This is a genomic window from Phenylobacterium sp. VNQ135, from assembly GCF_049445735.1.
In the GTDB taxonomy this organism is placed as follows: domain Bacteria; phylum Pseudomonadota; class Alphaproteobacteria; order Caulobacterales; family Caulobacteraceae; genus Phenylobacterium.
Window position 1 is genome coordinate 1009434 of record NZ_JBMSDS010000001.1, and the last position, 25734, is coordinate 1035167.

The window sequence follows — 25734 nt, forward strand, 5'->3', positions numbered from 1 at the left end:
TTGGCAAGTCATTTTTGCACCGCAGCATAGGACTGGTGACGGCGCCCCTCGCTGTTCCGATATGATACATTCTGAATTCTGCCGAGCAACATTCGATCCACTTACCTTCATCCTCGGGAATCAGTCGTTTCAGGAACAAGGACTTCCGATCCTTGCATTACCTACTATTCGACCGGCGGATTTACCTGGACGCCGAGAGGAAGCTTGAGCGGAACTGATCTTGCCGGGGGGTGTTTCCCGCAGCGCAACCTCTGGAGGCTCCACCATGACCAAGACGCTCCTGCTCGCGGCCGCCGCGGGCATGGCCCTCACGCTTTCGGCCTGTGGGCACACCACCGAACAGAAGGCCGCCACGGGCGCCGTCGCCGGCGCCGTGGTGGGCGGACCGGTCGGGGCCGCGGCCGGCGCTGCGGTCGGCACGGCGGCCGGCAAGGTCGACGACAAGTAGTCCGACGGCGGCGGGGCCGCCCCGCCGCCGTCCATTCCGCTTGCCAACAAGCTTGGCCTTGGGCCTACTCCCCCGCAGGGATAGGGGGAGGCGATGCGTCACGTGCTCATCGCGCTCGCCGTGCTGGCGAGCGCCATCGCGGTCGCCGCGCGGGCGGGACACAGTTTCTGAGCAATCGCAGAACGGGGATCGCCCTCCTCGCGCGGCGTGCTAATCTACGCCGTAAATAATACGGGAGGGCTCCGATGATCCGCATCATGCTGGCCGCTGCGGCCGCGCTGTCGCTCGCCGGAGCCGCCGCCCAGGCCGCCCCACAGGACAAGTACGCGACCAACGCCGGGGTGAAGATCCACTACGCCGTCGAAGGCAAGGGTCCCCTCGTCGTCCTGCTCCACGGCTTCCCCGACTACTGGGGCACCTGGAAGCCGCTGATGGCCGAGCTCAACAAGGCCGGCTACCGCACCGCGGCCCTCGACCTGCGTGGCTACAACCTCTCGGACAAGCCCGAGGGCGAGGCGGCCTACGCCATGCCAAACCTGATCGGCGACGTCGCCGCCGTCGTGGCCGCCGAGGGCCAGAAGGACGCCGTCGTGGTCGGCCACGACTGGGGTGCGGCGATCGCCTGGCAGGTCGCCATGAACCGCCCGGACGTCGTGAATCGGCTCGTCATCATGAGCGTGCCCCACCCGGCCGGCTTCGCCCGCGAGATGGCCGGCAACAAGGCCCAGCAGGAGAACAGCCAGTACGCCCGCAACTTCCAGCAGCCGGGCTTCGAGAAGAACCTCACCGCCGAGGGGCTGGCCAACTGGGTCAAGGATCCCGCCGAAAAGCCCGCCTATGTCGAGGCGTTCAAGCGCTCCGACTTCACCGCCATGCTGAACTACTATCGCGCCAACTATCCGCGCGGGACGGGTCAGGCGACCGCCCCCCCGCCGACCATGGCGATGAGCAATCGGGTGAAGGTCCCGACGCTGGTCATCCACGGCATGAAGGACACCGCCCTGAACGCCGCCGGCCACTCCGGGACCTGGGACTATGTCGACGCCGACACCACGGTCGTCATGTTCCCGAACGCCGCCCACTTCGTGCAGCACGACGCCCGGGACCAGGTGAACCGCACGGTGCGCGACTGGCTGGTCGCCCACCGCTGAACTGATCTGGATCAACGATCCAGCCGCGGCCGCGGCCTAGCTTGCAGCCATGTCGATCGCCAACACCCGGGCGGGCTACGGCGCCGCCGCAATCGCCCTCCACTGGATTTCCGCGGTGGGCGTCATCGCCCTCTACCTGCTGGGCGAACGCCTCGAGGAGGCGGAGGGACGCGTCGCCAAGCTGGCGGCGTTCACCAACCACGTCTCCGTCGGGGTCCTGCTCCTCGCCTTCCTGGCCGCACGCCTGCTCTGGAGCGCCTCGCAGCCGAAGCCCGCGCCGCTCGAAAGGAACCGACCTCTGCGCCTGCTGGCCAGCGTCGTGCAGACGGCCTTCCTGCTCTTCATCGCGGTGCAGATCATTTCGGGCCCCCTCGTCATCTGGGCCAACGCCCGCCCGCTGCCGGTGTTCGACTGGTTCGCGATCCCCAGCCCGTTTCCGGTGAAGGTCGAGTGGCTGCACGAGGCCGCGGAGACCGTTCACAAGCTTACCGCCAACCTGCTGTGGCCGCTACTCGGGCTGCACGTGCTTGGCGCGCTCAAGCACCTCGTGATCGACCGCGACGGGGTCCTGCGGCGGATGCTGGTCCCCGTCCGGTCCTGATCCTGGTCAGTATTTCGCGCAGAGCAGGTCGCGCAGCACCGTCGAGCGGCCGATGACCTGACCGTCGGGGGCGATAGCGCGGCCGGCGCGCTCGCTGGAGTCGTACCAGACCGACGGCCCCAGGCCCTGGCGCCGGCAGAAGGTGTCGGCCCCGGTCTTGCCGGCCGCCACGTCGAGGCCGCGCACCGTCGGCCGGGCGAAGAACACCGTCCGCACCCCGTCCACGCCCCGGCTGTCGCCGCCGCGCGGACCCCAGCCGTCGTCGGGCCCAGGCCGCGGACCAGGACCGGGGCCCGGGCGCGGCGGACGTTGCCAGCCCGCGGGTTCCAGCGACGAGATCTGCGCCATCAGGCCGTACTGCGTGAGGTCGCGGACCTCCCCGCGGATCTCCTGGCAGCGGCCGCCGAAGTCGTCGTGCTCGCACACGCGCCAGGTTCCGGAGAACCGCGCGCTCTGCGCCCGGTCGTTGAACCGCCAGTCGCCGAGGTCCGGCGTCGAGCCGGTGATCGTCACCGAGCGCCCCTGGAAGTCCGGCAGCTCGTAGAGCGTCGCCGCGCCGCCGCCGCGCGCACCCGACTGCGCCGCAGCCTCGACTGCGCACGCCAGGGCGGCGATCGCGCCCGCCATCAGGACCATCGTCTTCGTCATGTCAGCCTCCATCTGCCTGTCGGGTCCCAGGAAAGCTTGACCGTGCTGAACGGCGGCTGAAGGCGTCGCTTCATCCACCGTTCATTTCCGAATTGGAAGCAATCTTCTACTTCGGATCGGCTTTGTCTCCGGTCCGGCGAGATTATCTTGACCTCCGAAAGCGGCGGCGCGCCCTCAACCTTCCGCGCCGCCCACGGGAGAGACCACGATGATCGAACGCAGGCCCTTCGCCGATCTCGGCGGCGCCGACCACGGCTGGCTCAAGGCGCGTCACCACTTCTCGTTCGCCAACTACTACGACCCGAAGAAGATGGGCTGGGGCCCGATCCGGGTGTGGAACGACGACGAGATCGCCCCGCAGTCCGGCTTCCCGCCGCACCCGCACGCGGACATGGAGATCATCACCTACGTCCGCCAGGGCGCGATCACCCACCAGGACAGCCTGGGCAACAAGGGCCGCACCGAAGCGGGGGACGTGCAGGTGATGAGCGCGGGCTCCGGCATCCGCCACGCCGAGTACAACCTCGAGGACGAGGTGACGAAGATCTTCCAGATCTGGATCATGCCGAAGACCGAGGGCGGCCAGCCCGCCTGGGGCGCCAAGCCCTTCCCGAAGGGCGACCGCGCCGGCAAGTTCGTCACCCTGGCGAGCGGCCTCTCCGGCGACGACGACGCCCTGCCGATCCGCACCGATGCGCGGGTGGCCGGCGCGACGCTGAATGCGGGCGAGACGACCGAGTATCCGCTGGGCGAGGGCCGCCACGTCTACCTGGTGCCGGCCGTGGGTGCGGTGGAGGTCAACGGCGTCCGGCTCGACGCACGCGACGGCGCCGCCATCCGCGACGAGGCCGTCCTGACGGTCACGGCCCTGGAGGACTCCGAAGTGGTCCTCGTCGACGCGGCCTAGAAGTGGCCGGGCCGCGGCGTCGCCGCCGCGGCCCGGTTCCGCACATCCGCGTTGTAAGGGAGAGCTTAGCGGGCGGCGTAGCTGTGCGTCAGGGCCGCCTGCTGGGCGCTGCGCACCCGGTCGGCCTTGTGGTTCAGTTCGGCGCGCACGCCCGAGCGGCAGGCGCTGCGGTCGGTGATGGCCTTGCGCTCGGCGCAGTAGCGGAAGGCGGCCGCATCGATGCGGTCCTTCAGGGCGGCGTTGCCCTGGGCGGTCAGCAGGTTCAGGTCCTTGACCGCGACCGTGGCCGGGGCGGCCTGGGCGGCGGTGGACAGGGCGGCCATCGGCAGGGCGGCGAGAGCCAGGGTGGCGAGGCCGGCGAGGCGGCTGGTGAGGCTGGTCTTTTGCATGTTCGATCCCTCTTGCGGTGCGCGGCGGGCGTTGCGTCCGTCGACAGGGATACGAATACTTCCGGGCCTCGCAGAATTCCCGTGAATACGAGGTAATGACGCCGATTTAAGAAAGTTACAGGGACTTAATACTTGAACATCCGGTAATGATCGCCGGCTTCGCTAGTGGAGCGGCGGGGGCTCCACCACCGCCTCGTCCCACTCGCCCTCGTGGTCGCAGACCAGCACCACGCGGCTCTCCTCGTCCACGCGGGTGTAGTCGCGCGCCGCGGCCAGAGCCTCGGCCCGGCTGTCGAAGCGGCCCAGTTCGCCGCCGTCGTCGTCCTGCAGGACCCAGAAGCCGCCCTGGGCCACCACGCTGAGATCGAACATCGAAAAGGCTCCCCTCGCCCTACCGCCGTTATCCCGGATCGGCGGTGCGAACGCGCGGGGATTTCGCGTCGCACGTGTGCGACACGGCGGCGCAGCCGAGGGTCTAGCCCTCGCGGAAATAGGGCTCCACGGGGCCGTTCAGCTTGATCGTCAGCGGATTGCCCCGACGGTCGCGCGCGGCGCCGGCGGTCACCCGCACCCAGCCTTCGCTGACGCAGTACTCGTCGACGTTGTTCTTGTCCTCGCCCTTGAAGCGCACGCCCACGTTCCGCGCCAGGACGTCGGCGTCGTAGTAGGGGCTCGTCGGGTCGACGGACAGGCGGTCCGGCGGGGTATCGGTCTTCTCGCTCATGGCGCGCGAGGTGGCACGGCGCGCCGTTCAGATCAAGCCGGCCACCAGCCCACGGCTCAGGGCCTCGTCGGAATGGACGTACCAGTTCACCTGCGCCCGCTCGAGGAGTTCGGCCATGCGCACGTCGCTGCCCTCGATCAGCGCCTCGAAATCCTGCTCTTCCAGGTCCAGCCCCGTGTCGATCTCGCCCAGCAGGGCCTCCACCTTCATCCGCGCGCCTTTCAGCGGTCCTTCGAAGGTCACGGTCTTGTTGAGCTGCCGGCAGTGGATCAGCAGCGCCGTCCCGCGGCTCAACCAGCGATCGGCCCTGGGAAAGCTCGACATGATCGTGACGCCGGCCGAATAGACCACCGCCTTGCCGAGGAAGATCGTCCGCCGCCCCGTCCGCTCGCGGAACAGCCGCACGTCGGTGGCGATCCGCCGTCCCACATCCGCGTCGCCGCCCGTGGTGGTCAGTTCCAGCACCAGCGGGCCCTCGCCCGCCTCCACCGCCGCCACGCCGTCCAGGAACGTGCGCAGCATCTCGTCGCCCACCTCGCCGGTGAGCCGCACTTGCGGGGTCGCCAGCTCCGCCGGCGTCCGGATCATCGATGCATCGTCCATGCCCCACCAACGCGTGAAGCGCGGCCAAGGCGCCCGCCTTGCCAAATGGCGCCGGTCGTCTGGATCCACCACGAACGAACACGAACCAACACGAACCAACACGAACGGGCTGCGGGCGCCCAGTTGCGCCAGGCAAGGCGCGCCCCTGGCGCGCGATCGATCCATCAGCGGGCGGGCGCGAACGTAGGTTCAGGGCCAACCTGTTCGTGTTGGTTCGTGTTCGTTCGTGGTTCGAAGCCTACAGCGCGAACCGCTCCACCTGCGCCTTCGAGTTGGCGCTGAAGTTCACCAGCAGCCCCAGCCTCAGGCCGTCGCCCTGAGATAGTTCAGCACCTGAGCTCGGTGCTCCGGCGCGATCTCCCGCGCAGCCTTCAGCTCGACGATGACCGACTCGAAGCAGACGAAGTCCGGAGCATAGGTCTGCTCCAGCCAACGTCCCTTGTAGGCCAGGCGAAGCGGAGGCTTGGCCTTGAACGGGATGCTCTGGGCGCCGAACTCCAGACCGAGGCATTCCTGATAGACGGCTTCCAGGAAGCCGCCGCCGACCGTGCGGTTCACCTCGAAGACCGCGCCCTGGATCCGGAATACCTCTTCAGCGAAGAGAAGACCGTTCATGCCGTCGCTCATGGCTAAACCGTAGCCTACGCTTCAGATTGGAACAATACATGAACATCACTCCTCTCGGTTGACCGCCTCCCCAGCCCGTCGTCTGTTCGGCGCCGCTGTTCGGGGGAGTTGTCGATGATGATCCGGGGTCTGGCCGTCGCGGCCGCATTGTTCGTGGCCCAGCCGGCCTTCGCGCAGGACGCGCCGGCCCAGTTCAGGCAGCTCCTGGACGACCACTGGGCCTGGTACCTGAAGGCCAATCCGGTCGAGGCCAGCTCGCTGGGCGTCCACACCTACGACAAGGAGCTGGGCGATCCCTCGCTCGTCGCCATCGACCGCCGCGCCGCCGAGGCGGGCGCCTTCCTGAAGCGGCTGGATGCTATCCCCGCCGAGGGCCTCACCGAAGCCGACCGCCTCAACCGCGACATCCTGCGCCGCGAGCTCGCCAATCAGGTCGAGGGCGGCAAGTACGTCCAGCGCGCCATCCTGTTCTCCAACCGCCGCGGCTGGCACCTGAGCTTCGCGCGCCTGTCCGAGCGGATGCCGCTCTTCACCCTGGCCGACTACGAGAGCTACCTGGCCCGGATCGCCGCCTATCCCGACTACAACCGCAAGGCCATCGAGACCACGCGCACCCTGGTGAAGGCCAAGTCCACCCACCCCTGCGCCGCCATGGTTGGCTTCGAGCGCGGCATCGCCGCCCACATCGTCGACGATCCCGCGAAGTCCGACCTCTACGCCCCGTTCCGCAAGCCCAAGCCCGCGAACCTCACCGACGCCCAATGGGCTGACCTCGCCGCCCGCGCGAAACCGCTCATCGCCGACGGCGTGGTCCCCGCCTACCGCGACCTCCTGAAGTTCTACGAGACCGAGTACGCGCCCGCCTGCCGCAAGACCTTCGGCGCCTCGGCCATGCCCGACGGCCGCGCCTGGTACGCCTACCGGGTCCGGCTGATGACCACGACCGACAAGACGCCGGAAGAGATCCACCAGCTCGGCCTGGCCGAGGTCGCCCGCATCCGCGCCGAAATGGACGCCGTCGTGAAACGCTCGGGCTTCCAGGGCGACCGCGCGGATTACGTCGAGCACCTGCGGACCGACCCGAAGTATTATCCGAAGACGCCGGAAGAGCTGATGGCTGTGGCCAGCGTGCTCGCCAAGCGCATTGACGGCGAGATGCCCAAGCTGTTCGGCCGCCTGCCGCGCACGCCCTATACGGTGAAGGAGGTGCCCGCCGCCATCGCCCCCGGCACCACCACCGCCTACTACAACTCCGGCTCCTACAAGGGCGGCCAGCCGGGCGTCTATTACGTCAACACCTCCAAGCTGGATCAGCGGCCGCTGTTCGAGATGCCGGCGCTCACCGTCCACGAAGCGGTCCCCGGCCACCACCAGCAGCTCTCCATCCAGGACGAGCTCGAAGGCCTGCCGCAGTTCCGCAAGTACGCCGTCAACTTCACCGCCTTCACCGAAGGCTGGGGCCTCTACTCCGAGCGGCTCGGCATCGACATGGGCCTTTACGACACGCCCGAGAAGGACTTCGGCCGGCTCTCGTACGAGATGTGGCGCGCCTGCCGGCTGGTGGTCGACACCGGTCTGCATTCCAAGGGTTGGACCAAGGACCAGGCCATCCAGTTCATGCTCGACAATACCGCGCTCTCCCGCGGCAACATCGAGGCCGAGGTCAACCGCTACATGGTCGATACGGCCCAGGCGCTGGCCTACAAGTTCGGCGAGTTGAAGCTGCGGGAGCTCCGCGCCAAGGCGGAGAAGGACCTCGGGCCGAAGTTCGACCTGCGCGCCTTCCACGACGTGGCCCTGGAGAACGGCGAGATCCCCCTGGACCTCCTCGACGCCCACGTCACCGCCTGGATCGCGGCGCAGAAGTCTTGACTGCAACCACGAACCAACACGAACCAACACGAACCGTTCGCCTGATGCGCGGCTGACGGATCGATGGCGCGCCGACGGCGCGCGCTTGTTTGTCAGGCGCAATGAAACCGATGCGTGTTCGGCGTGAGCCCGTTCGTGTTGGTTCGTGCTTGTTCGTGGTTCCATCAAATCGGCGGCCGGATTGCCAACCGCGGCCGCACCCTGTTCAACAGGCGCCATGAAGCTCCTCATCGCCGCCGCCGCGGCCACCCTGCTCGCGGGCGCCGCCATGGCCGAACAACTTCCCGCCAAGCGCATTTTCGAAAGCCCCGACCTCAACGGCCCCCGCGCGCGGGGCGTGAAGTTGTCGCCCGACGGCAAGGCGGTCACCTACATCAAGGTCCGCTCCGACGACCTGACCGTCACCGACCTCTGGGTCGCCGACGTTGCCGGCGGCGAGCCGCGCCGGCTCATCGACGGCAAGACGCTCGCGCCCGACGCCCGCGAACTCTCCGAAGCCGAGAAGGCCCGCCGCGAACGGGCCGGCGTCGCGACCCGAGGCGTTGTCGACTATTCCTGGGACGACCAGGGCCGGCTGATACTCGCGCCGGTCGAAGGCGACCTCTACGTCTATGACCTGGCCGCCCGGCAGGTCCGCCAGCTCACCCGCACGCCAGGCGACGAGATCGACGCCAAGGTCAGCCCGAAGGGCCGCTTCGTCTCCTACGTCCGCGACGACAACCTCTACGTCACGCCCGTCGCCGGCGGCGCCGAACAGGCCATCACCCAAGGCGGCACGGAGCTGAAGAGCTGGGGCACGGCCGAGTTCATCGCCCAGGAGGAGATGGACCGCCACACGGGCTACTGGTGGAGCCCCGACGAGAGCCGCATCGCCATCGCCTTCGTCGACCAGACCGGCGTCGACGTTGTCGACCGTCCCGAGGTGGGCGCCGCCGGCGCCAAGGTCGTGGCCCAACGCTATCCCCGCGTCGGCCGCGCGAACGCGGTCGTCGACCTCTACGTCCAGGATCTCGCCGGCGGTCAGCGGGTGAAGGTCGACCTGGGCGAGAACGCCGACGTCTATCTTGGCCGCGTCGCCTGGTCGAAGGACGGCCGCACGCTGTACGTCCAGCGCCAGTCCCGCGACCAGCGCCGTCTGGACCTGATCGCGGTCGATCCCGCCACCGGCAACGGCAAGGTGCTCCTCACCGAAACCAGCCCGCACTGGGTCGACCTCACCGACGACTTCCGGCCGCTGGCGGACGGGACCTTCCTCTGGTCGTCCGAGAAGAGCGGCTTCCGCCACCTCTACCTCCACCGCGCCGACGGCAAGGTTCTCCGGCAAGTCACTAAGGGCGCCTGGCCCGTCGCCGAGCTGCTCGGCGTCGACGAGGCCCGCGGCGTCGCCATCTTCAGCGCCAACAAGGACGCCGCCGTCGAGCGCCGCCTCTACGAGGCCTCCTACAGGCGTCCCGCCGAGCCCCGCGCGCTCACCCCCGCCGGCGGCTGGTGGAGCGCCGAGGTGGCCAAGGCCGGCGGCGCTTTCGTGGGCACATACGAGGATCCCCGGACCCCGCCGCAGACGGCGCTCTACCGCGCCGACGGCTCCCGCGTGCGCTGGATCGAAGAGAACCGGCTCGCCGCCGGCCATCCGTTCTGGCCCTACGTCGATCGGCTGCGCGCGCCCGAGTACGGGACCATCGAGGCGGCCGACGGCAGCCCGCTGTGGTACTCGCTCCGCACCCCGCCGGGCTTCGACCCGGCGAAGAAGTATCCGGTGATCGTCCAGGTCTACGGCGGCCCCGGCAGCGCCCGCGTCTTCAAGGGCTGGCAGTCGCCCGAGGACCAGATCCTGCTGGACGCCGGCTACGTCCTCTTCAAGCTCGACAATCGCGGCACGCCCAACCGCTCGGTCGCCTTCAAGACCGCCATCGACCGCAGGCTCGGCCAGTTGGAGGTCGACGACCAGATCGCCGGCGCCCGCTATCTCCAGACCCTACCCTACGTGGACAAGGACCGGATCGGCGTCACCGGCTGGTCCTACGGCGGCTACATGACCCTGCTGCTGCTCACGGCGCCCGACACTCCGTTTACGGCCGGCGTCGCGGGCGCCCCGGTCACCGACTGGACGCTCTACGACACCCACTACACCGAGCGCTTCATGGGCACGCCCAAGGACAACGCCCGGGGCTACGAGGCGTCGGAAGTCGTCCGCAGGCTGGACCGCCTGAAGCCGGGCAGCCTGCTCCTCGTCCACGGCATGGCCGACGACAACGTCACCTTCGACCATTCCACACGGGTCATGTTCGACCTGCAGGCCAAGGGAACGGCTTTTGAGACCATGGTCTATCCCGGCCTGCGCCACCGCGGCGGCTGGACGCCCATGAACCGCCTGCACCGGGCCATGCAGACCGTCGACTTCTTCGACCGGAAGCTCCGCTGACCTTCTCCCCTAGCGGGAGAAGGTGGCCGGCGGAGCCGGTCGGATGAGGGGTTTCTCCGTTCCCAAAACGAAGAGGGGCCGCACACGCCGTGCGACCCCTCATCCGTCAGCCTGCGGCTGACACCTTCTCCCGCAAGGGGAGAAGGCGCTCACATCACTTCGGCTTGCGGAACTTCATCACGAACTGGTCGGTCTTTCCGCGGATCGAGGGGTCGAACACGCTCGCCGTATGCGGGTCGGCGCTCGCCCGCAGGAGCTGGGTCTCGCCCTCGAACTTGAAGCCGGCCGCCTCGACTTCCTGGCGCACGATCGAGGGCTCGATCCGATGCACCTTCTGCGCCGCTTCGAGGCCGGAGCCCGGCGCGGCGACGTGGTCGACGATCACATAGAGGCCGCCCGGCTTCAGCGACTTGAACACCTCGGCGTTCACCTGGCCGGCCCATTCCTTGGGGAACGGCTGCAGGTGCAGGTCGTGGTAGTTCTGGACCGTGAACACCAGGTCCAGCCCGTCGGGCAGGTCCAGCGCGCCCAGGCTCTGGGTCAGGGCCGTGACGTTCTTGTAGTCGGCCACGACCTTCTTCTGGTTCTCGCCATAGCTCGCCTGGAACTTGATGAACTCGTCGGGCTGGTAGGCATAGACGTGGCCGTTGGGACCCACCGCGGCCGACAGGATGCGGGTGAAGTAGCCGCCGCCCATGATGAAGTCGGCCACCTTCTGCCCCGGCTTCACCTCGGCGAAGGCCAGGAGTTCGCCGGGCTTGCGGGCCGCGTCGCGGCCGACGTCGGCCTCGGGCCGCGCCTTGTCGGCCAGCGCCGCGGTGAGGCTGGCGGGCACGGCCTGGGCCAGGGCGGCGCTGGCGGCCCCGACCATCAGGACGGAAATGAGCGGAAGCAGGATCTTGCGGGCCATGGGGGCCTCCCTCGAACGTTGTTTGGCCGACCCTAGCAGAGGAACAAGCTGAACCGAACGGGGCCTGGCGAGTTCAGTAGCCGTTCAGGCGGGGGGTGTACTTTGCGTTCACCGAGGGGGGTGAACCAGACTGGAGCACCCGATGAAAAGATTTCTCCTTGTCGCCGCGGCTGCGGCGGCTGCTGCCGGCCCGATCTTCTCCGCCTCTGCGGCGGCGGCTCAGCCGCGTGAAGTCCGGCAGGAACAGCGCGAGCTGCGCGACGAACGCCGCGACGCCCGCCGCGACGGCTATGTGAGCGAGCGCGAGCGCCGCGAAATCCGGCGCGAGCGTCAGGACGTGCGCGAGGCCCGCCGCGACGCCCGTCAGGACCGCTACGACCGCCGCCGCGCCGACACCTGGCGCAACCGGGCCGAATGGCGCGGCTATCGCGGCGCCCGCGCCGGCTACTGGTACGCGCCCGGCTACGGCTATCACCCCTACACGCGGGGTTATGCCTGGCGGACGGGCGGCTACGTTCCGCGCGCCTACCGCAGCTACTATGTGCAGGACTACGGCTACTACGGCCTGCGCGCCCCGCCGCCCGGTCATCGCTGGGTCTACGCCGACGGCAACTTCGTGCTGATGTCGCTGGCCACCGGCCTGATCGCCCAGGTCATCGCCAACGGCTGGTAAGAGCCAGGCCCGACCGACGAGCCCCCGCCGCAAGGCGGGGGCTTTTCGTTGCGCCTCAGCGCGTCTCGATCTTCGCCACCACCGACATGCCGGGCCGCAGACGATCGATTTCCGGCTGGCCCGGATCGAGCGCGATCCGCACCGGGATCCGCTGCGCCACCTTGGTGAAGTTGCCGGTGGCGTTGTCCGGCCGGATGACGCTGAACTCCGACCCCGCCGCCGGCGAGATGCGCTCCACCCGCCCCGTCAGCGTGCGGTCCAGGGCGTCGACCTCCAGCCGCGCGCGCTGGCCCACGCGCACGCCGCGCATCTGGGTCTCCTTCAGGTTCGCCACCACCCACACCTGGTCGGGCACCAGCGACATGAGCTGCGTGCCGGCCGTCACGTACTGCCCCTGCCGGACCGCCACCTCGCTCAGCCTGCCGCTCGCCGGCGCCTGAACGCGGGTGTTGGCGAGGTCGATCTCGGCCAGACGCAGCGCCGCCTGCGCCTTCTCCACCGCAGCGTCCAGCGAGCCGCGCCCCACCTCGGTGGACGTGACGCCGGTCTCGGCGACGTTCTCCTGGGCCCGCGCCCGCGACACCGCCGCCTGGGCCGCCCGCAGCGCCGCCTCGGCGGTATCCACCTGCGCCTGGGCGACCCAGCCTCCGGCGCGGAGCTGCCGCACCCGCCGCGCCTCGGCCTGGGCGCGGGCGAGTTCCGCCTGGGCGCCGGCGAGGCCCGCCTGGGTCTCGCTCACCGTGCCCTGCGCCGTCGCGCGGCTCTGCCGCGAATTGGCCAGCGCCGCCTGGGCTGCGTGGAGGTCGGCCCGCGCCTGCTCCACCCGCTGGCGGTAGATGCGGTCGTCGATCACCGCCAGGAGCTGCGCCGGCTTCACGGCCTGGAAGTCCTGCACCGCGACGCTGGCCACATAGCCGGCGACCTGGGGGCTGATGACCGTCACCTGCCCGCGCACATAGGCATCGTCGGTGCGCTGCTCGCCGCGGCTGAACGGCGGCAGCTTCCAGGCGTACAGCACCAGCACGACGCCCAGCAGGGCCGCGCTCACGATCAGCAGGGTCCAGAGGACGCGCCGCCTCGGCGCCGTCGGGGTCTGGCTGGCTTCAGTCACCGGCCGCCTCCGCCGGTATGGCGACCGCAGCCGCCTTGCGCGCCGCCCGGCGCGTCCGGAAGTAGTATGCGAAGACCCACACGCTTCCCAACGCGGCTATGGCGGCGATGATCCGGAACACGTCGTTGTAGGCCAGCACGTGCGCCTGCTGGGTCACCTGCTGGGTCAGGAGCCGTGTCGCCTCGGCCTGCCGCCGCGCCGGGTCGGGGATCGTCCGGGCGTAGGCGCCGGCGAGCTGCTGCAGGCGCTGGACGGTCGCCGGGTCGCTCAGGCTGATGCTCTCGGCCAGCTGGTTGGAGTGGTATTTCTCGCGCACCGTCTCCAGCGAGCCTACCAGCGCCGAGCCCGCCAGGCCGCCCAGGTTCTGGGCCACCGAGAAGACCACGATGAAGCTCACCAGCACCTGCGGCCCCTTGCGCAGCACGCTGCCGATGCCCGCCACCATCGCCGGTCCCAGGAAGGCCGCGGCGGCGAACGCGGTGAGGGCCTGGCTGAAATAGAGGTTCACCGGCCGCGTCTGGGCGGTGGCGTGGCTGTCCAGGAAGGCGCCCAGCGCGATCAGGGCCAGGGCGCCGGCGATCGGGCGAATGGCCCGCTCGGGTGCGATGGTGAACGCACTCACCAGGACGCCGGCGATGGTGGCCAGCAGGATCACCGTGAACAGGCCGTGGAGTTGCTCCACGCCCAGCCCCATCTGCATCAGGAAGCCGACTGCCCCGGCCGTCTGCTCCGACAGCACCACCCGCACCAGCAGGATCGCCAGGCCCAGCCGCGCCACGTCCGCGCTCGCCAGGAAGGCCAGGCTGATGAGCGGGTTCTTGCGGTTGACCTCGATGGCCAGGGCCGCGCCCAACAGCACGCAGGCGCCGACCAGCGCCCAGCCGATCCACGGCGCCTCGGTCCACCAGACGATGCGCCCCAGGCCCAGCACGGCGGCCAGCAGCGCCACGCCCGGTGCGAAGAGGGCGAAGGTCAGGAAGTCCAGCGGGTCGAAGGCCTTCATCCTCTCGGACGGCGGCAGCCGCAGCGAGAACACCGCCGCCAGGCAGATCAGCGAGAGCCCCAGCTCCATGATGTGGAACGCACGCCAGCCGCCCAGCTCCAGCAGCGTCGGCCCGATCAACCGGGCGACCGGGGCGGCGATGGTGCTCATGCCGATGCCCAGCACGATTCCCTTCAGGCGGTGCGCCGGCGGGAAGGCCTGGATGAAATAGAGGAAGCTCAGCGTGGACAGGCCCGAGGCCGCCATGCCGGCCGCGGCTCGCGCCCCCAGCATCGCGCCGAAGTCGTGCACGAAGACGTTGGCGAAGGCGACGGCCGCGAAGGCGATCAGGAAGATCTCGGTGAACAGCCGCAGGCCGTACTGCTGGCGGAACTTCACCAGGATCAGGCCCAGGCAGGCGTTGGTCATCACGAAGACGACCGGGATCCACGCCGCCTCGACTGGCGCCAGGCCGAGCGCGCCCTGGAGGTTCTGCAGGTTGGCCGTGACGAAGGCGCTGCCCAGCGACGAGGTCACCGAGACCAGCACCGCCACGCAGGCATAGGCGATCCGCAGCCGCGTGGGATGGTCGGGCGTGGCGGGCGAGCCCGGGAACGTCGGCCGCTCATGCGGCTGCAGACGTTCCTGGTACTCGTGCCACGGGATGGGATCGCGGCGGGGCATCGCGCTCGGGACGGTCACCTCTGGCGAAGCGACAACGGCCCGGCTGCGACGCCGTTGCCGATCAGGCGGTCTCGATCGCCGGAGCGTTCTCGCGGAAGGGCGCGAGCTGCGCCTCCAGCGCCCGCTGGAAGGCCGGCCGCGCCTCGCAGCGGGAGAGGTACGGCCCGAGCACCGGGTGGCCGGTGACGATGTCGGTGTCGCGAAGGTTCCGCAGCACCGTGGCCACCATCAGGTCGCCGGCCGTGAAGCGGTCCTCCAGGTGCTCGCGCCCGCCCAGCCGCTTGGCCAGGGCGTCCAGCCGCCGCTCGATCGTGGCGATCACCTGCGGTCGCCGCTCGACCGTCCAGGCTTCGCCGGCGTGGAAGAGGTCGATATCCGACAGCGGCCCGATGTAGCTGTCCAGGCTGTCCAGGGCGGCGATCACCCACTGGACGGTCTTGGCCCGACCCGCCGGGTCGCGCGGCATCAGCGCCTCGGACCGTTCGGCGATGTGCAGCACGATGGCGCCGCTTTCGAACAGCGTCAGCCCGTCCTCCTCGATGGCCGGCACCTGGCCCCAGGGCTGGATCGCCCGGTACTCCGGCTTGTCCTGGTCGCCCAGGCCGAGCAGCTTCGTCGCATAGGGGATGCCGGCCTCCTCCAGCGCCCAGCGCACGCGCAGGTCGCGGACCAGGCCCTGGGCGAAGTCGGGGACCCACTTGAAGGCATAGAGCGTGATCATCGGTCGTCTCCCTCTTGGATGGGCTTGGCCTCGACGTAGGCCTGTTGCTTGTCGAGCAGTCCGCTCCAGCCGGCGATGTGGCTGTCGCGCCGCTCCACATCGGTGAACGGGGTCTGGTGGAAGGTCTGGATCGTGCCGCCGTGGGCTTCGGCGAAGGTGACCGTCACCGTCGTCTCGACGCCAGCGGCCGGGCCCTCGTCCCAGGTGAAGGTGAAGACGATCCGGCGCTCGTCGTCGATCTCCCGATAGACGCCCTCGTGCCAGTTCTCGCCGTACTGCTCGGACACGAAGCCCGCCCGCCACTTGCCGCCCTCGCGGAAGTCGTGACTGAAGTGGATGCACCGGCAGTTCTTGGGCGCCCACCAGTTCGCCCGGTGCACCGGGTCCGACCACATGCGGAACACCAGCGCCAGGGGCGCGTCGAAGTGGCGGACGATCAGCAGTTCGTCGTCGCGCAGCGGCATGCCCGGGTCCACGCCCGGCCGCGCGTCAGGTCTTGCGTCCATTCGGATCTCCCTTCGTCAGCTTGGCCAGGTAAGCGTCCATCTTGTCGAAGCTGCCCTCCCAGAACCGGCGGTAGTGGGCGAGCCAGCCGTCGAGCTCCTTCAGGGGCCCGGCTTCCAGCCTGGCCGGCCGCCACTGGGCTTCCCGGCCACGGCTTATCAGGCCCGCCTGCTCCAGCACCTTCAGGTGCCGCGAGATCGCCGGCAGGCTGATCTCGAACGGCTCGGCCAGTTCGTTCACCGTCGCCTCGCCCTGGGCTAGCCGCGCCAGGATCGCCCGTCGCGTCGGATCCGCTAGCGCCGACAGCGTGGCGCTCAGGGGGTCGGCCTCAGCCTGCATCGTTCTTCCCTCGCAAGGTCCTCATGCTCAGCCACGGCGCGACGTGGAACGCCGCCATCAGCAGGTACATCGTCGTCATGCCGCTCAGCGGCGAGCTCTCGCCGGGCAGGCACAGCGTCTGGGCGGGGCCGCCCGGCCACGGCCGTCGCCGCCGCCATGGCCGCGAAGGTGGGCGCGGCCGCCAGGCTCAGGCCTTCGGCGCAGCCTTGCCGGTCCCCGCGCGGTCTCGGACCTGTAGTCCTTCTCCACCGCCATCCACGGCATCCGCCGCCGCTCGGCGGCCAGGGCGTCTCGCGCGCCGGTGTGGGCGTTCTCCGTCGCCAGCAGCGCCCGGCGCGCAGCGTCCCAGGCGTCCGGCGATACGATCGGCGGCGTCCGCATGGGAATCTCCTTCCACGCTATTTGCCCAAGTGGTTAATTAGCGACTTTGTTAAATAGACAGGCTGGAAGCTTGTCAACCTTCGATCGCCGGTCCCGGCGAAGCGCTGCCCTTGCCTAGAAGATGGTGCTGGAGACGCCCAGCAGCAGGCGGTTGATGTGCGCCGCGAGGACGTCGGCGTCGTCCTGGCCCACACCGGGCTTCAGATCCAGGGTGAACAGCGAATTGCTGTACGAGGACGTCTCCCGCGTGGACGGGAAGAAGGCCAGGAACACGGCGCCGCTGCGACCCTGGCGGACCTCGCATCGGTGGGCTTGATCGGGGCTCATTGCAGGATGCTCCGGTCGCCGGCCAGGCGACGCCGGTTGAGGCGCTCGGCCAGGTCGTCGGCGTCAAGCCAGCTCAGCCCGGCCTGGGCGCAGAGGCCCAGCATCACGGTCTCGCCCGTCCACCGGTCGAAGACGGTCCAGCCGCGTGCGTCGCGGCGGGTGTCGTATTGGCGGGTCATCGCCGGCTCCTGGTAGAAGGGTCGGGACGCGCGGTCGGGCGGACCTCGTAAGGCCCGCCCGTTTGCGGTCAGCTCTGGAGCTGCGCGGCCGACATCTTGCCGCTGCGCTGGTCGCGCTCCAGCTCGAAGCTCAGCTTCTGGCCTTCGTGCAGGCTGGCCATGCCGGCCCGCTCCACGGCGGAGATGTGCACGAACACGTCATTGCCGCCGTCGTCGGGCTGGATGAAACCGAAGCCCTTTTGGCCGTTGAACCACTTCACAGTACCGGTGCTCATTTGTCGTCCCTTTCGGACATAAGTTCTCACGCCCGAAAATGGGTCATGAGATCAAATTTTCGGAAAGGGTCGGAAGACGAATCCGGGTCGAGATTTCATCCTCGACGGGAATGGCGCGCGAGCCAGAACGATATTTGATTTATCCAAGATGGGCGCCTCACGGGCCATCAGCAAGTTTTATTTTCTAAATTCTGCGGCCGCACCACAGTCGTGCTATAGGAAAACTTATGCGCATGACACCAGATCGGGCGGTTCTGACCGTCACACCTCGGGACGGCGGCTGGGCCGTCGAACTCGAAGGCGACACCTTTGGCCACTCCCGCGACAAGGACATCGCCCGCGCCGCCGCCAATCGCCGCGCGCGGGAGATCCAGGACGGCGGCCGCGCCTGCCAGGTCCGGGTGTATGGGGAACACGGCTTCTGGAGCGCCACATGACCCGCCTTCCCGCCCGCACCGCCGCAGCCCGCGGGTCCGTCGCCAGCCGCCTGCGCAGCCAGATCGAGGCCGCCGAGGCTGAGGGCGCCGCCCGCGAGGACATGGTCCTGAAGCTCACCCATTCCGACGTCAGCCACCTCAAGCGCGACAGCTCGCTGGCGGTGACCGACATCAGCTTCGCCGCGGGGGTGATGCGCTTCCTCGGCGTCCGGATCGAAGAAGGCGGCGTCCAAGCCAGCAGCCTGGACCCCGTCTAGCCTAGCCGTAAGGCTGCGGCGGCGCATCGGCCTCCGGGGGCCTCGGCAGCTTGCCGCTGAGCCTGTCGGCCAGCTTGAAGACGAACGGGTTCAGCACGATCGAGATCAGGGCCCCGGCCAGGATCAGGTCATGGGTCCCGCGGCTCAGCACCTCCAGCTTCAGCCCCACGCCGGCCAGGATGAACGAGAACTCGCCGATCTGCGCGAGGCTCGCGGCGATCAGCAGGCTGGGCGTCCGCTCCAGCCGGAAGGCCGTGGTGATCACCAGGGCGGCCAGCGCCTTGCCCACCACGATGATGGCGACCACGGCGGCCACGGCCACCGGCTGCTCCACCAGCACCCGCGGGTCGAACAGCATCCCCACCGACACGAAGAACAGCACGGCGAAGGCGTCCCGGAGCGGCAGCGCCCGCTCGGCGGCGTTGTGCCCCAGCGGCGTGCCGTTCAGCACCAGGCCCGCGATGAAGGCGCCCAGCGCGAACGAGGCGCCGAAGACGGCGTAGGCCACGTAGGCGATGCCCAGGGAGATCGCGAGCACGCCCAGGGTGAACAGCTCCCGCGAGCGGGTGTGGGCGATCCGCACCAGCACCCAGGGCAGCACCCGGCCGCCCACGATCAGCATGAAGGCGACGAAGACGGCGATCGACAGCAGCGTCCCGCCGACCTTCAGGGCGACGCCGGTCCAGTCGCTCGGCCCCTCGCCGCCGCCCCCGGCCGTCGCCAGCAGCGGGATCAGCACCAGGGCGACGACCATCACCAGGTCCTCGACGATCAGCCAGCCGACCGCGATGCGCCCCGTCTCGGTCTTGACCTGTTTGCGCTCCTCCAGGGCGCGCAGCAGGACGACGGTCGAGGCCACCGATAGCGAGAAGCCCATGAGCGCGGCCTCCGCGTCGCCCAGCCCCATCAACCGGCCGACGCCCCAGCCGAGGCCGGTCGCCGCCGCGATCTGGAACAGCGCGCCGGGCGCCGCCACCTTGCGCACCTGCAGCAGGTCCCGCGGCGAGAAATGCAGACCCACGCCGAACATCAGCAGGATGACGCCGATCTCCGCCAGCTGCTGGGCGAGCCCTGCGTCCGCCACCCAGCCCGGCGTGAACGGCCCCGCGACCACCCCCGCCAGGAGGTAGCCCACCAGGGGCGACAGCTTGAACCGCAGGGCCAGCATGCCCAGGACGAAGGCCAGCACGAAGCCGCCCACCAGCATCAGGATCAGACTGTCGTCGTGCGGCATCTGCGCTCCATCTTGTCGGGGAGCTATCGAGGTGCAGGCCAGGGTGCGCGAGGTCAACCCCGCGCGCCCGAAAACCGGCGTGCGGCGATCGCCCTGCCTTAGCGGCCCTGGGTCATCACCGCCGTCACCACCGCGATGCGCTCGACGTCGGCATAGGCCGGGGTCTCCAGCTCCTCCCCGAACACGTCGGGATCAATCTCGCGGTAGTCGAGGTTCGCGCCGTTCGCCTGCGCGAGCATGGCCAGCGCCTCGCCCAGCTCGTCGCGCCCGCCCGCCACGATCGCGCTGCCGGTGTAGAGCAGCAGCCGGCCGCCGGGGGCCAGCTTGGCCAGCGCGGCTTCCGCCCAGTCCACGGACAGGCGGCCGCCGTGCATGGCGCCGCCGTCGCGATAGGTCTGGTGCGAGTCGGCCATGTACGGCGGGTTGGCCAGCACCGCCGCCAGGCCCGGCTCCACGCCGTCGAGCCCGCTGGTCCGCCGCAGCGCCAGCGTCGCGCCCGCATGTGCGGCGTTGATCCGCGCGAGCCGCAGCGCGGTCGGGTTGATGTCGGTCATCGTCAGCTCGGCGGCAGCCGCCGACTGGAGCGCCGTCAGCGCGCCGACGCCCGCGCCGCCGCCCACGTCGACCACCCGTCCGGCCAGTGTCGGATCGAGCTCGCGGGCGATGAAGTCGGCGAACCGATAGCTGTCGGGCCCCAGGAAGACGGAGTCCTCGTCCTCGGTCGGGAACGCCGAATGGAGGAACAGTCGCCCTTTCAGCCGGGCCACGCGCAGGCGGCTCTTCATCCACCCGTCGCCCAGTCTCGTCAGGACGCCGGCGGCGGTCAGGGCGGCGGTCAGGAACCGAGGCGCCTCGCCGGCCGAGAACGGCAGGCTCCAGCCCAGGATGTCGCGCAGGTCGCCGCCCTGCGCCACGTCCCGGCGAGCCGCGACCCTTCGGTGGGTCGCCGGCGTCGGGGGCGTGAAGTCGTAGCCTCGCCGGTCCAACTCGCCCAGCAGGCCGGTCAGCGCCAGGTCGGGGTCGTTCAGCTTCGCCGATCCATCCATGCCCAGCGGAAAGCTCCAGCGAGGCGATGGTTTCGGATGGCCGCGCGAACCTTGGCCGCCCCCGGCCGTTCAGCCGCGGGCATGAGGATCGCCACCTACAACGTCAACGGCGTCAACGGACGCCTCCCCGTCCTGCTGCGCTGGCTGGAGGAGGCCCAGCCCGACGTCGTCTGCCTGCAGGAGCTCAAGGCGCCCGACGAGCGCTTTCCGGCCGCCGCCATCGAGGCCCTCGGCTACGGCGCCGTCTGGCACGGCCAGAAGAGCTGGAACGGCGTGGCCATCCTGGCCAAGGGCTGCGAGCCGATCGAGATCCGCCGCGGCTTGCCGTCGGGCCCGGCCGGCGACCCTGAGGACGTCCAGAGCCGGTACATCGAGGCGGCCGTGAACGGGCTGCTGATCGGCGGTCTGTACCTGCCCAACGGCAACCCCGCGCCGGGGCCGAAATTCGAGTACAAGCTGCGCTGGTTCGAGCGGCTGTACGCCCATGCCCGCACCTTGATCGACAGCGGCGCGCCGGCCCTGCTGATGGGCGACTTCAACGTCATGCCGACCGAGCTCGACGTCTACAAGCCGGAGCGCTGGCTGGACGATGCGCTCTTCCGTCCCGAGGTGCGCGAGGCCTACGCCCGGTTGCTGGCCCAGGGCTGGACCGACGCCCTGCGACACCTGCATCCGGGCGAGCAGATCTTCACCTTCTGGGACTACTTCCGGAACGCCTACGCGCGAAACGCCGGGCTGCGCATCGACCACCTCCTGCTGAGCCCGTCGCTGGCGCCGCGCCTGCGGGCGGCGGGCGTCGACCGCGATGTCAGGGGCTGGGAGAAGACGAGCGACCATGCGCCGGTCTGGATAGATCTGGCCGACCAGCCGACCGGATGATCGGAGCTGGGCCGCGGCGTCGTGCTTGAGGTTTTCTCTCGGCATGGTTGCAAAATGAAGCGTGCGGTCTTGACCCGGCCCGGCGTTACACGGACCTGTTTCGACAGATGAGCCAGTACATTCTGATCGCCGACGACGATCCGCTGCTCCGCGCGATCCTCGAACACAAGCTGGAGGCCGCCGGTTACGCGGTGAAGAGCGTCGAGGACGGGCAGGCCGCGCTCGAAGCGGCCGCCGAGGACGTACCGGCCATCGTCGTGCTGGACGCCATGATGCCGGTGATGGACGGCTTCGAGGCCCTGCGCCGCTTCAAGCAGGATCCCCGCTTCGCCGACGTGGCGATCATCATGCTCACGGCATTGAAGCGCGAGGCCGACATCGTCAGCGCGCTCAAGCTCGGCGCCGCCGACTACGTGGCCAAACCGTTCAACCCCGACGAACTGGTGGCGCGCCTCGACCGTTTGATGACCGGTCTGCGCGGAGGATCGGCTTGAGGCAACTGGTTCTGGCGGCCGTTCTCGCCGCATTCGCCCTGCCGGCGTTGGCCCAGCCGACGGCGGCCGATCCCTTGGCGACGGGCGTCGACCTGCGCCGCGCCGGCCGTGCGGCCGAGGCGATCCCGCACCTGGAGACGGCCAGTCGCACCCAGGCCTCGGACGCAGACGTCTGGCTGAACCTCGGCCTGGCCTACGCCGCGGTGGGCCGCTTCGACGACGCCGAACGGGCCCTGGCCGAGGCGCAGCGGCTGGCGCCCGACTATGCCGACGTGGGCGTCGCGCGCGCTCGGGTCGCCTTCTACAGGGGCGACTACGACGAGGCCGACCGCCGTCTCGCGCCCATCCTGGCCGCCGCCCCGACCCACGCCGACGCCCGGGCGCTTCAGGCCCAGGTCGCCGCCGCGCGCCGCGCCCCGCCGGCGCAGGACGACGCCCGCTGGCGCCTCGACCTGGGCGCGACCTACGGCGACCGCTCCAAGGGCCTTTCGTCCACGCGCATCGGCCAGGCCTCGCTCAGCCGCACGAAGGACGGCCTCACCCTCGGCGGCTCGGTCGAGCACGCCCGCCAGTTCGGCGCGACCGACACTTACCTCGAAGGCGTGGCGGCCAACCGCTTCGGCTATCTGGCGCTGGGCGGGACGCCCAACGCCCAGTTCCGCCCCGAATGGGCGATCCGCGCCGGCCTCGTCTCCGGGGCCCGCCCCGTCGGCGCCGGCTGGAGCGCCCAGCTCGCGGTCGACGGCGGCCATGCCCGCTACGTCACCGGCGGCGTCTGGAGCCTGCATCCCTCGCTGACCGTGGCGCGCGGCGAAGCGGTCTCGCTCACCGCCCGCTGGATCAACGTCATCGACGAGACCGACGAATACCGCACGGGCTACGCGCTGCGCGGCGCGTGGCGCCCCGTCGGTCGCCTGCAGCTCTCCGCCGGCTGGAGCCATGCGCCCGAGTCCAGCGAAGGCGTCACGGTCCGGGTGAAGGCGGTCAGCCTCGGCCTCGCCTACGACGTTTCCGACGACCTGACCCTGCGCATCGACGGCGTCCACGAGGACCGCCCCGCCTACGACCAGGACCTCGTCAGCCTCGGCGTGACCCGGCGCTTCTGAGGTGAGCACCCTGCTCCTCATCTGGCTCGTCGCCATCGCCATGATGGTCGCGGCCATCGCCTGGATGGCGGGCCTCATCCTGCAGCGGATGCTGCAGGCGCGCACCCGGGAGCGGCGCCTGGCCGAGCGGCGGGCCGTGGAGATGACCCTTCTGTCCGTGATGCAGGGCCGGGCTGACGCCGCCCTGGCGCTGCGCCAGTTCCGCGGCAAGCCGCGCCTGCTGGCCGAGACCCTGCTCGACTTCCTGGGCGTGGTTCGCGGCCGCGACCGCGATGTGGTGATCGAGGCGCTCGAGGCGATCGGGGTGCCCGGCGCCCTGCGGGCGCGGCTGACCCGCGGCTCCTGGGCGGGCCGGCTGGCCGCCGCCGAGGCGCTCGCCGCCTTCCCCGGGCCCGAGACCCAGGCCGCGCTCTGGCGCATGGCCGAGGCGACGCCGGAAGCGCGGCTGACCGCCCTCGAGGCCCTGGCCCGGGCCGGCGGCGCCGTCTCGGTCGACCAGCTCCTCGACGCCGCCGCCCAGGGCGATCTGCGCGCCTCCGGCCGCTTCGCCGAGTTCCTGCGCGAGCAGGTGGCGCTCGACGCGCCGGCCGCCGTCCAGGCCCTGGCGCGCGGCGACCTCCGCCCCGAGCTGCGCGTCCTGGTCATCGAGGCCCTGGGCGCCAGCGGCGACTACGGCGCCATCGCGGCCCTGGCGGGGGCCGCCGGCGACGCCGACGCCGCCGTGCGCGCCGCCGCCGTCCATGCGCTGGGGCGCCTGCAGCATCCCGCCGGCCAGGCTCCGATCGCCACGGCGCTCGACGACGCGAACGGCGATGTCCGCGCGGCCGCCGCCGAGGCCGCCGGCGAGGCCCGCCTGCCCAAGCTGGCCGACGCCCTCTACGGACGGCTCTTCGACGACGCCTGGCGGGTGCGCTTCCAGGCCGCCGCGTCGCTGGGCAAGCTGGGACCCGCCGGGCTGGAGCGCCTGCGCCGCGCCGCCGCCCTCGCCGATCCGCGCGCCCAGCGCGCCGCCGCCCTCACCCTGGCCGAACTGGGGGCGGCGTGATGGACCTGCCGCTCGACCTGACGGCGCCGGCCCAGGCGCTCACCGGCTTCGCCCAGGCGATCGCCCTCGTCGTCATCTCCGCGGGCCTGGCCCAGAACCTGTTCCACATCTGGCAGCTCGTGGTCGCCGCCGACGCCCTGCGCCGCGAGCGCGGCGTCGTCGAGGCGCGCATGCTGTGGCGCCGCTACGCCGACTCCGCCCCGCCCATCGCCCTGCTGGTGCCAGCCTACAACGAGGAGATGACCATCGGCGAGAGCCTCCGCTCGCTGCTGGCGCTGCAGTACCCGAGCTTCGAAGTCGTGGTGGTCAACGACGGGTCCAGGGACGGCACGATGGAGGCGCTCAAGGCTGCCTTCGACCTCCAGCCCACCGAGCGCGCCTGGGAGCCGATCGCGCCGCACGCGCCGATCCGCGGCATCTACGTCGCCCCCAACCAGCCGCGCCTGCTGGTGGTCGACAAGGAGAACGGCGGCAAGGCCGACGCGCTCAACGCCGCCATCAACCTCTCGCGCGCGCCCATCGTCTGCTCGATGGACGCCGACAGCCTGCTGGAGCCCGACGCCCTGCTGCGCGCCGTCCGGCCTTTCGTCGAGGATCCCGACCGCACCATCGCGGTGGGCGGCACCGTCCGGATCGCCAACGGCTGCGAGATCCGCCACGGCCACGTCGTCAGGATCGGCCTGCCCCGCAACCTCGTGGCCCTGGTCCAGACGATCGAGTACCTGCGCGCCTTCCTCATGGCGCGCATCGCCTGGAGCGAGATGAGCGCCCTGACCATCATCTCCGGCGCCTTCGGCCTCTTCCGCCGCAGCGCGGTCCTCGAGGTCGGCGGCTACAGCCTGGGCACGGTCGGCGAGGACATGGAGCTGGTCGTCAAGCTCCACAAGCACTTCCGCCAGCAGAAGCGTCCCTACCGCGTCGCCTTCGTCCACGAGCCGGTCTGCTGGACCGAATGCCCCGAAGACCTGCGGATCCTCGGCCGCCAGCGCGCCCGCTGGCACCGCGGCGCGCTGGAGACCTTCTTCCGCCACCGCGACATGCTCTTCAGCCCGCGCTACGGCCGGCTGGGCTTCCTCGGGTTCGGCTACATCCTGCTGGTCGACGTGCTCGGCCCCTTCGTCGAGCTGATGGGCTACCTGCTGATCCCCGCCTTCTGGCTCCTGGGCATCCTCAACACCGAATACCTGCTGGCCTTCCTGGCCGTCAGCTTCGCCTATGGCGTGGTGATCAGCGTGGGCGCCCTGGCCCTCGAGGAGGTGGAGCTGCGCCGCTTCCCCAACGCCCGCGCGCTGGTCATCCTGATGCTGGCGGCCATCCTCGAGAACTTCGGCTACCGCCAGATCAACAACATCTGGCGCATCCGCGGCACGTGGCAGTTCCTCACCAGGCAGCACGGCTGGGGGAACATGACCCGCAAGGGCTTCAGCTCGGCGACGCCAGCGCCCGGAGCGCCGAGATCAGGGGCCTGAGATCGGCCGCGCGGCCCTCGCGCAGATCGTCCTCCAGGGCGGCCGCGACCTGGCTCACCTCGGCATAGCCGAACGTGCCGGCGATCCCGGCCAGCTTGTGCACGCGCACCAGCAGCTCGTCCTGCGGCGTCCCGCCGGCCTCGATCCAGGCCAGGTCGTCGGCGGCGCGCGCCAGGAACCGTGTCCTCAGCGGCGCCAGCGGGTCGGGTCGGTCGGTTTCGCCCATGCCGCGCTATCCTCCGTGACGTGCGATGGTTTACCATCCCGCCTCGTCGAACGCTGCGGAATC

33 protein-coding genes are annotated in these 25734 nt (G+C 70.2%); 14 read left to right on the top strand and 19 right to left on the bottom strand.

Going from position 1 to position 25734, the window contains the following annotated elements; translation table 11 throughout:
- Positions 1-265 precede the first annotated feature (265 nt).
- The 3 genes from ACO2Q0_RS05025 to ACO2Q0_RS05035 all read left to right on the top strand — a co-directional run bounded on the left by ACO2Q0_RS05025 (position 266) and on the right by ACO2Q0_RS05035 (position 2200).
- Positions 266-448: a hypothetical protein gene (locus ACO2Q0_RS05025; RefSeq protein ID WP_423350379.1), complete on the top strand. Its 183-nt coding sequence runs from the start codon at positions 266-268 to the stop codon at positions 446-448.
- Positions 449-693: 245 nt separating this feature from the next.
- Positions 694-1599: an alpha/beta fold hydrolase gene (locus tag ACO2Q0_RS05030; protein ID WP_423350380.1), complete on the top strand. Its 906-nt coding sequence runs from the start codon at positions 694-696 to the stop codon at positions 1597-1599.
- A 49-nt stretch (positions 1600-1648) separates the two neighbouring features.
- Positions 1649-2200: a cytochrome b gene (locus ACO2Q0_RS05035; RefSeq protein WP_423350381.1), complete on the top strand. Its 552-nt coding sequence runs from the start codon at positions 1649-1651 to the stop codon at positions 2198-2200.
- A 6-nt stretch (positions 2201-2206) separates the two neighbouring features.
- On the opposite strand, the gene ACO2Q0_RS05040 is transcribed toward ACO2Q0_RS05035, so the two are convergent.
- The gene (locus ACO2Q0_RS05040) at positions 2207-2848 is read right to left on the bottom strand and encodes a beta/gamma crystallin-related protein (protein WP_423350382.1); all 642 of its coding nucleotides are present in this window, start codon (positions 2846-2848) and stop codon (positions 2207-2209) included.
- Between the two features lie 208 nt (positions 2849-3056).
- On the opposite strand from ACO2Q0_RS05040, the gene ACO2Q0_RS05045 reads away from it, so the two are divergent.
- Positions 3057-3755: a pirin family protein gene (locus ACO2Q0_RS05045; RefSeq protein ID WP_423350383.1), complete on the top strand. Its 699-nt coding sequence runs from the start codon at positions 3057-3059 to the stop codon at positions 3753-3755.
- A 65-nt stretch (positions 3756-3820) separates the two neighbouring features.
- On the opposite strand, the gene ACO2Q0_RS05050 is transcribed toward ACO2Q0_RS05045, so the two are convergent.
- The 5 genes from ACO2Q0_RS05050 to ACO2Q0_RS05070 form a co-directional block, all read right to left on the bottom strand.
- Positions 3821-4144 carry a UrcA family protein gene (locus ACO2Q0_RS05050; RefSeq protein WP_423350384.1) on the bottom strand — a complete coding sequence of 108 codons (324 nt, stop codon included), beginning with the start codon at positions 4142-4144 and terminating at the stop codon, positions 3821-3823.
- 162 nt (positions 4145-4306) lie between these two features.
- A complete protein-coding gene (locus ACO2Q0_RS05055) occupies positions 4307-4516 on the bottom strand; it encodes a hypothetical protein (protein WP_423350385.1) in 210 nt (69 codons plus the stop codon).
- 103 nt (positions 4517-4619) lie between these two features.
- Positions 4620-4868 (bottom strand): DUF3297 family protein, encoded by a 249-nt coding sequence (locus tag ACO2Q0_RS05060; protein WP_423350386.1) that lies wholly within the window; start codon positions 4866-4868, stop codon positions 4620-4622.
- A 27-nt stretch (positions 4869-4895) separates the two neighbouring features.
- The gene (locus tag ACO2Q0_RS05065) at positions 4896-5471 is read right to left on the bottom strand and encodes a peptidase S14 (protein WP_423350387.1); all 576 of its coding nucleotides are present in this window, start codon (positions 5469-5471) and stop codon (positions 4896-4898) included.
- Between the two features lie 303 nt (positions 5472-5774).
- The gene (locus tag ACO2Q0_RS05070; protein ID WP_423350388.1) at positions 5775-6086 is read right to left on the bottom strand and encodes a GxxExxY protein; all 312 of its coding nucleotides are present in this window, start codon (positions 6084-6086) and stop codon (positions 5775-5777) included.
- 129 nt (positions 6087-6215) lie between these two features.
- Between ACO2Q0_RS05070 and ACO2Q0_RS05075 the strand changes: the two genes are divergently transcribed.
- Together ACO2Q0_RS05075 and ACO2Q0_RS05080 are read left to right on the top strand one after the other, a co-directional pair.
- Positions 6216-7970: a DUF885 domain-containing protein gene (locus ACO2Q0_RS05075; protein WP_423350389.1), complete on the top strand. Its 1755-nt coding sequence runs from the start codon at positions 6216-6218 to the stop codon at positions 7968-7970.
- A gap of 217 nt (positions 7971-8187) precedes the next feature.
- Positions 8188-10392: a DPP IV N-terminal domain-containing protein gene (locus ACO2Q0_RS05080; RefSeq protein WP_423350390.1), complete on the top strand. Its 2205-nt coding sequence runs from the start codon at positions 8188-8190 to the stop codon at positions 10390-10392.
- A 154-nt stretch (positions 10393-10546) separates the two neighbouring features.
- On the opposite strand, the gene ACO2Q0_RS05085 is transcribed toward ACO2Q0_RS05080, so the two are convergent.
- On the bottom strand, positions 10547-11302 hold the full coding sequence (locus tag ACO2Q0_RS05085; RefSeq protein WP_423350391.1) for a class I SAM-dependent methyltransferase: 756 nt from the start codon (positions 11300-11302) through the stop codon (positions 10547-10549).
- Between the two features lie 142 nt (positions 11303-11444).
- Between ACO2Q0_RS05085 and ACO2Q0_RS05090 the strand changes: the two genes are divergently transcribed.
- Positions 11445-11975: an RcnB family protein gene (locus tag ACO2Q0_RS05090; RefSeq protein ID WP_423350392.1), complete on the top strand. Its 531-nt coding sequence runs from the start codon at positions 11445-11447 to the stop codon at positions 11973-11975.
- 55 nt (positions 11976-12030) lie between these two features.
- Here ACO2Q0_RS05090 and ACO2Q0_RS05095 read toward each other — a convergent pair whose 3' ends face one another.
- From ACO2Q0_RS05095 to ACO2Q0_RS05135, 9 genes are all read right to left on the bottom strand, one after another.
- Entirely contained in the window at positions 12031-13086 is a 1056-nt protein-coding gene (locus ACO2Q0_RS05095) for an HlyD family secretion protein (RefSeq protein WP_423350393.1), read from the bottom strand.
- Positions 13079-14752 carry an MFS transporter gene (locus ACO2Q0_RS05100; protein ID WP_423350394.1) on the bottom strand — a complete coding sequence of 558 codons (1674 nt, stop codon included), beginning with the start codon at positions 14750-14752 and terminating at the stop codon, positions 13079-13081. The genes ACO2Q0_RS05095 and ACO2Q0_RS05100 overlap by 8 nt, the downstream gene beginning before the upstream one ends.
- Positions 14753-14813: 61 nt before the next feature.
- Complete coding sequence (locus tag ACO2Q0_RS05105) at positions 14814-15473, bottom strand: glutathione S-transferase family protein (RefSeq protein ID WP_423350395.1); 660 nt, start codon at positions 15471-15473, stop codon at positions 14814-14816.
- The gene (locus ACO2Q0_RS05110; protein WP_423350396.1) at positions 15470-15979 is read right to left on the bottom strand and encodes an SRPBCC family protein; all 510 of its coding nucleotides are present in this window, start codon (positions 15977-15979) and stop codon (positions 15470-15472) included. Before ACO2Q0_RS05110 ends, ACO2Q0_RS05105 begins: the two co-directional genes overlap by 4 nt.
- Complete coding sequence (locus tag ACO2Q0_RS05115; RefSeq protein WP_423350397.1) at positions 15963-16316, bottom strand: ArsR/SmtB family transcription factor; 354 nt, start codon at positions 16314-16316, stop codon at positions 15963-15965. The genes ACO2Q0_RS05110 and ACO2Q0_RS05115 overlap by 17 nt, the downstream gene beginning before the upstream one ends.
- 84 nt (positions 16317-16400) lie before the next feature.
- Entirely contained in the window at positions 16401-16697 is a 297-nt protein-coding gene (locus tag ACO2Q0_RS05120) for a DUF899 family protein (RefSeq protein WP_423350398.1), read from the bottom strand.
- Between the two features lie 114 nt (positions 16698-16811).
- Entirely contained in the window at positions 16812-17024 is a 213-nt protein-coding gene (locus ACO2Q0_RS05125; protein ID WP_423350399.1) for a hypothetical protein, read from the bottom strand.
- Positions 17021-17203: a hypothetical protein gene (locus tag ACO2Q0_RS05130; protein WP_423350400.1), complete on the bottom strand. Its 183-nt coding sequence runs from the start codon at positions 17201-17203 to the stop codon at positions 17021-17023. Before ACO2Q0_RS05130 ends, ACO2Q0_RS05125 begins: the two co-directional genes overlap by 4 nt.
- A gap of 68 nt (positions 17204-17271) precedes the next feature.
- On the bottom strand, positions 17272-17478 hold the full coding sequence (locus ACO2Q0_RS05135) for a cold-shock protein (RefSeq protein ID WP_423350401.1): 207 nt from the start codon (positions 17476-17478) through the stop codon (positions 17272-17274).
- Between the two features lie 227 nt (positions 17479-17705).
- Between ACO2Q0_RS05135 and ACO2Q0_RS05140 the strand changes: the two genes are divergently transcribed.
- Together ACO2Q0_RS05140 and ACO2Q0_RS05145 are read left to right on the top strand one after the other, a co-directional pair.
- Positions 17706-17915: a DUF2188 domain-containing protein gene (locus tag ACO2Q0_RS05140; RefSeq protein ID WP_423350402.1), complete on the top strand. Its 210-nt coding sequence runs from the start codon at positions 17706-17708 to the stop codon at positions 17913-17915.
- Positions 17912-18172, top strand: coding sequence for a hypothetical protein (locus tag ACO2Q0_RS05145; protein WP_423350403.1), 261 nt, complete (start codon positions 17912-17914; stop codon positions 18170-18172). Before ACO2Q0_RS05140 ends, ACO2Q0_RS05145 begins: the two co-directional genes overlap by 4 nt.
- Position 18173: 1 nt before the next feature.
- Here ACO2Q0_RS05145 and ACO2Q0_RS05150 read toward each other — a convergent pair whose 3' ends face one another.
- Both ACO2Q0_RS05150 and ACO2Q0_RS05155 read right to left on the bottom strand, forming a co-directional pair.
- Positions 18174-19406, bottom strand: a complete 1233-nt coding sequence (locus tag ACO2Q0_RS05150; protein ID WP_423350404.1) for a cation:proton antiporter — start codon at positions 19404-19406, stop codon at positions 18174-18176.
- Between the two features lie 98 nt (positions 19407-19504).
- Positions 19505-20452: a methyltransferase gene (locus tag ACO2Q0_RS05155; protein WP_423350405.1), complete on the bottom strand. Its 948-nt coding sequence runs from the start codon at positions 20450-20452 to the stop codon at positions 19505-19507.
- An 81-nt stretch (positions 20453-20533) separates the two neighbouring features.
- Between ACO2Q0_RS05155 and xth the strand changes: the two genes are divergently transcribed.
- From xth to ACO2Q0_RS05180, 5 genes are all read left to right on the top strand, one after another.
- Complete coding sequence (xth, locus tag ACO2Q0_RS05160; protein WP_423350406.1) at positions 20534-21331, top strand: exodeoxyribonuclease III; 798 nt, start codon at positions 20534-20536, stop codon at positions 21329-21331.
- A gap of 107 nt (positions 21332-21438) precedes the next feature.
- Positions 21439-21825, top strand: a complete 387-nt coding sequence (locus ACO2Q0_RS05165; protein ID WP_423350407.1) for a response regulator transcription factor — start codon at positions 21439-21441, stop codon at positions 21823-21825.
- Complete coding sequence (locus ACO2Q0_RS05170; RefSeq protein WP_423350408.1) at positions 21822-22931, top strand: YaiO family outer membrane beta-barrel protein; 1110 nt, start codon at positions 21822-21824, stop codon at positions 22929-22931. Before ACO2Q0_RS05165 ends, ACO2Q0_RS05170 begins: the two co-directional genes overlap by 4 nt.
- Before the next feature lies 1 nt (position 22932).
- Entirely contained in the window at positions 22933-23976 is a 1044-nt protein-coding gene (locus ACO2Q0_RS05175; protein WP_423350409.1) for a HEAT repeat domain-containing protein, read from the top strand.
- Entirely contained in the window at positions 23976-25445 is a 1470-nt protein-coding gene (locus ACO2Q0_RS05180) for a glycosyltransferase (protein ID WP_423350410.1), read from the top strand. The genes ACO2Q0_RS05175 and ACO2Q0_RS05180 overlap by 1 nt, the downstream gene beginning before the upstream one ends.
- Here the strand turns inward: ACO2Q0_RS05180 and ACO2Q0_RS05185 are convergent.
- Positions 25399-25671 carry an Hpt domain-containing protein gene (locus ACO2Q0_RS05185; RefSeq protein ID WP_423350411.1) on the bottom strand — a complete coding sequence of 91 codons (273 nt, stop codon included), beginning with the start codon at positions 25669-25671 and terminating at the stop codon, positions 25399-25401. The genes ACO2Q0_RS05180 and ACO2Q0_RS05185 overlap by 47 nt on opposite strands.
- Between the last annotated feature and the right edge of the window lie 63 nt (positions 25672-25734).